The sequence below is a fragment of the Kitasatospora sp. MY 5-36 genome (assembly GCF_001182915.1).
In the GTDB taxonomy this organism is placed as follows: Bacteria; Actinomycetota; Actinomycetes; order Streptomycetales; family Streptomycetaceae; genus Kitasatospora.
In genome coordinates this window covers 1-5,438 of record NZ_LFVW01000718.1, presented here as the reverse complement: position 1 = coordinate 5,438, position 5,438 = coordinate 1, and the positions used below count along the sequence as shown (strand labels likewise).

At 74.8% G+C, this 5,438-nt stretch carries 6 protein-coding genes; 4 read left to right on the top strand and 2 right to left on the bottom strand.

Annotation, left to right across the window (positions count from 1 at the left end; translation table 11 throughout):
• Window positions 1-113 precede the first annotated feature (113 nt).
• The 4 genes from AE652_RS34385 to AE652_RS34370 all read left to right on the top strand — a co-directional run bounded on the left by AE652_RS34385 (window position 114) and on the right by AE652_RS34370 (window position 4,259).
• Window positions 114-1,406, top strand: a complete 1,293-nt coding sequence (locus AE652_RS34385) for a molybdopterin-dependent oxidoreductase (protein WP_082346160.1) — start codon at window positions 114-116, stop codon at window positions 1,404-1,406.
• Window positions 1,403-1,915: a hypothetical protein gene (locus tag AE652_RS34380; RefSeq protein ID WP_049658831.1), complete on the top strand. Its 513-nt coding sequence runs from the start codon at window positions 1,403-1,405 to the stop codon at window positions 1,913-1,915. The genes AE652_RS34385 and AE652_RS34380 overlap by 4 nt, the downstream gene beginning before the upstream one ends.
• 86 nt (window positions 1,916-2,001) lie before the next feature.
• Complete coding sequence (locus tag AE652_RS34375) at window positions 2,002-2,859, top strand: S-methyl-5'-thioadenosine phosphorylase (protein WP_049658829.1); 858 nt, start codon at window positions 2,002-2,004, stop codon at window positions 2,857-2,859.
• A 62-nt stretch (window positions 2,860-2,921) separates the two neighbouring features.
• Window positions 2,922-4,259, top strand: coding sequence for a glycosyltransferase family 87 protein (locus AE652_RS34370; protein WP_049658828.1), 1,338 nt, complete (start codon window positions 2,922-2,924; stop codon window positions 4,257-4,259).
• 114 nt (window positions 4,260-4,373) lie between these two features.
• Here the strand turns inward: AE652_RS34370 and AE652_RS34365 are convergent, their stop codons facing one another.
• Window positions 4,374-5,045 carry a methyltransferase domain-containing protein gene (locus tag AE652_RS34365; protein ID WP_049658826.1) on the bottom strand — a complete coding sequence of 224 codons (672 nt, stop codon included), beginning with the start codon at window positions 5,043-5,045 and terminating at the stop codon, window positions 4,374-4,376.
• Window positions 5,042-5,438 (bottom strand): DUF2064 domain-containing protein (locus AE652_RS34360; RefSeq protein WP_049658824.1); only part of this gene is annotated, 397 nt, incomplete at its 5' end. The genes AE652_RS34365 and AE652_RS34360, both read right to left, overlap by 4 nt.

Genomic DNA, 5,438 nt, shown 5'->3' with positions numbered 1-5,438 from the left:
CAGCACCATCAACCCCCCGATCCCCCGGCACACCGCGCGACCACACCGCGGAGGGACGGCGACCGGCCCCCCACGCGCCGACGCGTACAGCCCCCAAGCCCAGGGGATCCCGCCTGCGTGCCGCGCTCGCCGCCGGCCCGCCGCCCGGGCCCGCCCGCCCGGAGTTCTGGCGCAGCCCCTTGCGCGGCCCCTGGCTCACCTCGGTGTTCGGCCTGGTGCTGCTGCCCGGGATCACGGTGGTGTTCGTGACCGGGCTGCTGTCCTACGCCGCCTACAACCCCGACCTCGCCGCGGTCAACGACCAGACCCCGGACAAGGGCTGGCTCGGCTTCTACCTCTTCTCCTGGCCGACCAGCCCCAGCTGGCTGTACCGGTTGAACCAGGGGATCCACGTGACCCTCGGCATCGTGCTGGTCCCGGTGCTGCTGGCCAAGCTCTGGTCGGTCATCCCCAAGCTCTTCGCCTGGCCCCCGCTCCGCTCGCCGGCCCAGGCGGTCGAGCGCCTGTCGCTGCTGCTCCTGGTCGGCGGCGCGCTGTTCGAGTTCGCCACCGGCATCCTCAACATCCAGTTGCACTACATCTTCCCCGGCTCCTTCTACACCCTGCACTACTACGGTGCCTGGGTCTTCATCGGCGCCTTCGTCGTCCACGTGGTGTTCCGCGTCCCGGTCATGGTCCGGGCGCTGCGCAGCCGGCGCCTGCGCACCGAACTGCGCACCGGCGCCGCCGACACGCTGCCCGAGCCGCTCGACGACACCGGTCTGGTCTCCCCGCGCCCCGCCCCCGCGACCCTCTCCCGGCGCGGAGCCCTCGCGCTGGTCGGTGCGGGCTCCCTCGCGCTGTTCGCGGTGACGGTCGGTCAGAGCATCGGCGGATGGTGGCGCAGGACCGCGCTGCTCGCCCCGCACGGCCAGGAGCCCGGCGAAGGCCCGAACGGCTTCCAGATCAACAAGACCGCCGCCGCCGTCGGTATCCGCCCCGCCGACATCGGCCCCGACTGGCGGCTGACCGTCCGCGGCCCCGGCCGCGAAACCGTCCTCACCCTGGACCAGCTGAGGAGCCTGCCGCAGACCACCGCGGCCCTGCCCATCGCCTGCGTCGAGGGATGGTCCACGCCCGACCAGGACTGGACCGGCGTCCGGCTGACCGAGCTGGCCGCGCTCGTCGGCCTGACCGACAGCCCACCGGACGTCTTCGTGGAATCCGTCGAACGCGGCGGGTCCTTCTCCTCCACCGTCCTGCGCGACAACCAGGTCCGCGACGCCCGCTCCCTGCTGGCCCTGCGCGTCAACGGAGCCGACCTCTCGCCCGACCACGGCTACCCGGCCCGGATCATCGTCCCCGCCAACCCCGGTGTCCACAACACCAAATGGGTCACCCGCCTCACCTTCGGAGCCACCGGATGAAGCGCCGCAGCGGCTTCCGCGAGCGCTACGGCGCGTCCCCCCTGCACCTGCTCCTCCTCCTGTGTTCCTTCGCCCTGGCCCTGTACGCGGGGATCCGCCTCCTCAAGGGCGATCCGCTCGGCGTCGCGATCTGGTTCGTCGGGGCCGCACTGCTCCACGACCTGGTCCTGCTGCCGCTCTACACGCTCACCGACCGGGCCGCCCAGGCCCTGACGGGTGTCCGCCAGGCTCCGCTGGACGGTACGCACCGGATGCCGGCGGTCAACTACGTCCGCGTCCCCGCCTTCCTCTCGCTGCTGCTGCTGGTCGTCTGGTACCCACTCGTCCTGCGTCGCGTCCCCGGGTACCGCTCCGCCACCGGCCTGGACCCGGACGTCTTCCTCGGGCGCTGGCTGCTGCTGACCGCGGCGTTCTTCGCCGTCTCGGCGCTCTGCCTGCTCGCTGCGACGGCCCGGCGGCGACGGTCGCACAGGCCCCGCCGCGAGCCGGCGGCGCGGGGACGTTCGTGATCCGTAAGGCATGGTGCCCCGGTTCCGGCCCGGTCCGTTCCTACAGTTGGCCGGGAGGCTGTTCCCGAGAAGAGAGGTGGACCGGGATGACGGTCGACCAGGACGTCCCGCCGAGCGCCGAGGTGGGCGTCATCGGTGGCTCCGGGCTCTACGAGCTGCTGGACGACGTGACCGAGGTACGGGTGGACACCCCGTACGGCGAACCGAGCGACGCGGTGTTCGTGGGAGAGGCGGCCGGCCGCCGGGTCGCGTTCCTGCCCCGGCACGGGCGCGGCCACCGGCTTCCCCCGCACCGGATCAACTACCGCGCCAACCTGTGGGCGCTGCACACGCTGGGTGTGCGGCAGGTGGTCGCACCGTGCGCGGTGGGCGGGCTGCGCCCGGAGTACGGGCCGGGCACGCTGCTGGTGCCCGACCAGTTCGTGGACCGGACCTCGGGGCGACCGCAGACCTTCTACGACGGCCTGCCGCTGCCGGACGGCACGGTGCCGGAGGTGGTGCACGTGTCCATGGCCGACCCGTACTGCCCGGCGGGGCGGAAGGCGGCACTGGACGCCGCCCGGGAGGCGGCCTGGGAGCCCGTCGACGGCGGAACGCTGGTGGTGATCGAGGGCCCGCGCTTCTCCACCCGCGCCGAGTCCCGCTGGTTCACCGCCAACGGCTGGTCGGTGGTCGGCATGACGGGACATCCGGAGGCCGTCCTCGCCCGTGAACTCGGGCTCTGCTACGCCTCGCTGGCCCTGGTCACGGATCTCGACGCCGGGGTGGAGAGCGGCGCGGGCGTCACCCACGGCGAGGTGCTGAAGGAGTTCGCCCGCAACGTCGACCGGCTGCGCACCGTGCTGTTCAAGGCGGTGGAACGGCTGCCGCTGGTGCGCGAGTGCCCCTGCCCGCACGCCCTGGACGGTCTCACGACCGGTCTTCCGGGGGTCCCCGGCGTCTGACGCCCCACCCCGGCGAGGGAACGCCGGGGCCGCGAGACTTCATCACCGGGAGGTTGGGCAGGATGATCGACCGTACCGTTCCGTCCTGCGCGCTCGCGCTCGCGGCCCTGGTCAGCGCTCTGGCACTGACCGTCACCGACGGCGGCTTCGTGCCGCTCGCCGTCTGGTACCTCCTCGACACGGCCCTCTTCGCGGTCGCGGTGGTGCTGCTGCGCAGGGTGCCCAGCCGGCTGGTCGCGCCGCTGGTCCTGGCCGGCGCCGTGGCCGTCGCCGCCGTCGGGCTGCTGGCCCCACCCCGCACCAGCGACGACGCCTACCGCTACGTCTGGGACGGCCGGGTCCAGGCGGCCGGGATCTCGCCCTACGCCCACACCCCGGACGATCCGGCGCTGGCCCGGTTGCGTGACCCGGGGCTCTTCCCGGTCGGTGACGGCTGCACGGGCTGGGACGAGCGGCGCACCACGGCCGGGGACTGCACCCGGATCAACCGGCCGGCCGTGCACACCATCTATCCGCCGGTGGCACAGGTCTGGTTCGTCGTCGTGCACCCGTTCGGCGGCGGGGTCCGCGGGGTGCAGGCCGGCGGTGCGGTGCTGGCGGTGGCGACGACCGCCCTGCTGCTGAGAGTGGGGCGGGAGCGGTGGCGGGCCGCGTTGTGGGGGTGGTTCCCCGGCGTGGCCGTGTGGGCGGTCAACGACGCGCACGTGGACACGCTCGGAGCCCTGCTGACGGTCGCCGGACTCGGCTGCGCGGCGCGCGGGAGGGCCGTGCGAGGGGGGCTCCTCCTGGGCGGCGCGGTCGCGACCAAGCTGCTGCCGGCCCTCGTCCTCCCCGGCGCGCTGGCGGGCCTGTCGGCCCGGCGCCCTTCCCGGAAGGACGTCCTGCTGGTCGGATCCGCGCTCGGCGCCTTCGCCGTGTCCTACCTCCCGTACGTCGTGGCCTCGGGCGCCTCGGTCCTCGGCTATCTGCCGGGCTACCTGAAGGAGGAGGGCTACGAGCAGGGGCACATCGACCGGTTCGGGCTGCTGCGGCTGGTGCTGTCCGACCGCCTCGCGCCGTGGGCGGCGGCGTTCGTCCTGGCGGCCGTGGCGGTCCGGGTCCTCCGCCGGGGCGACCGGAGTGAGCCGTGGGCCGGCGCGCTCCTGGTGACGGGCACCGCGCTGCTGCTGGTCGCGCCCTCCTACCCCTGGTACGGGCTCCTGGTGGTCGCGCTGGTGGCGCTCGACGGCCGCTGGGAGTGGCTGGCCGTCCCGGCCGCCGGGCAGGCGCTCTACCTGGTGCAGGGCCCGGTGGCGCAGCAGTTCGCCTACGGCACGGCCCTGTGCGTCGTCCTCCTGGTCCCGCTGCTGCGCCGGCGCCGTACGGGGCGGGTCGCCGCCGTGGCGGGGGCCGGGAACTGACGGAGTCCGACGGGGTCTGACGGAGCGGCTCGGGTCGGATCGTGAGTGCGGGTGAACTGGTCGAAGGGCGTAGGGCGAGAGAGGTCGGCCGACGGGTGGTGATGGCGGGCGCTCTCAGCGGGCGGGCGCGGTGCGGCGGCGCAGGGTGAGGAAGCGTCGGCCGTGGGAGGTCCATCGTTCCGCTTCGACGAGCCCGGCGCCGTGGGCCCGTCGTGCGGCGGCCCTGGCGCCGAGGCGTGCCCAGGCGAAGGGCGGGCCGAGCCGGCCGTCCGGGCCCTCGACCCGGACGGTGACGCGTTCGTCGACCTCGCGCGGCTCGACCTCCACCAGCAACAGCCCGTCCGGCGCGATCAGTTCGGCCGCGCGGCGAAGCAGGGCCTCCGGGTTCCCGCCGATGCCGAGGTTGCCGTCGGCCAGCAGGGCCGCACCCCAGCGGCCCTCGGCGGGCAGCCGGTCGAACACCGAGCGGCACAGGGCCGCGCCGCCGAGGCCGAGGGTGCGGGCGACGGCCGCCGGGGTGACGTCGACGCCGAGGGCCGGGACGCCCACGGCGAGGAGCGCGGCGACGAGTCGGCCGGGTCCGCAGCCGAGGTCCACGACCGGCGCGGACAGGTGGAAGCAGCGCATCAGGAGGCTGTGGTCGCCGCCGGCGGCCGGTGCGCACCAGCGTTCGATGTCGAGCGGGATCCGGCGTCCGTCGTCGCCGCGCAGCCACAGCGGACCGCGTCCGGTGCGGACGGCGTCGGCGAACGGGTCGTCGATCCATGCCGTCGAGGTGCCGGTCAACCCGCCACCTCGGGGACGGTGCGGAACGAGCGCAGGCGGGCGGCGAACCGGCTCCGCGGTGCCTGGGAGGCGACCAGCAGGGCGTCCTCGACGGTGTCCACGTCGGTGGCTTCCGGCAGGGAGCGCACCGTCAGGCCGGCCGCCCCGAGCCGGTCGAGGAGCACCCGCCCCGTGTCCGGGGTCGACATCGGTACCCCCAGGAGGAGCCGGCGGGCGAGGTCCTCGGTCGGCCGGGCCAGGCCGAGGGCCCAGAAGCCGCCGTCGGTCGCGGGCCCGTACCAGGCGTCGGCCCCGGCCCGGCCCGCCGGGGAGAGCGGCTCGGCCAGGGTGGCCGCGCTGAGCTGCGGGGTGTCCATGCCGACCAGCAGCGCGGGCGCGTGCGGGGCCAGCCGG

Coding starts and splice junctions, on each gene's coding strand:
- AE652_RS34380 (WP_049658831.1), top strand. CDS start 1,403: ATGAAGCGCCGCAGCGGCTTCCGCGAGCGCTACGGCGCGTCCCCCCTG.
- AE652_RS34375 (WP_049658829.1), top strand. CDS start 2,002: ATGACGGTCGACCAGGACGTCCCGCCGAGCGCCGAGGTGGGCGTCATC.
- AE652_RS34370 (WP_049658828.1), top strand. CDS start 2,922: ATGATCGACCGTACCGTTCCGTCCTGCGCGCTCGCGCTCGCGGCCCTG.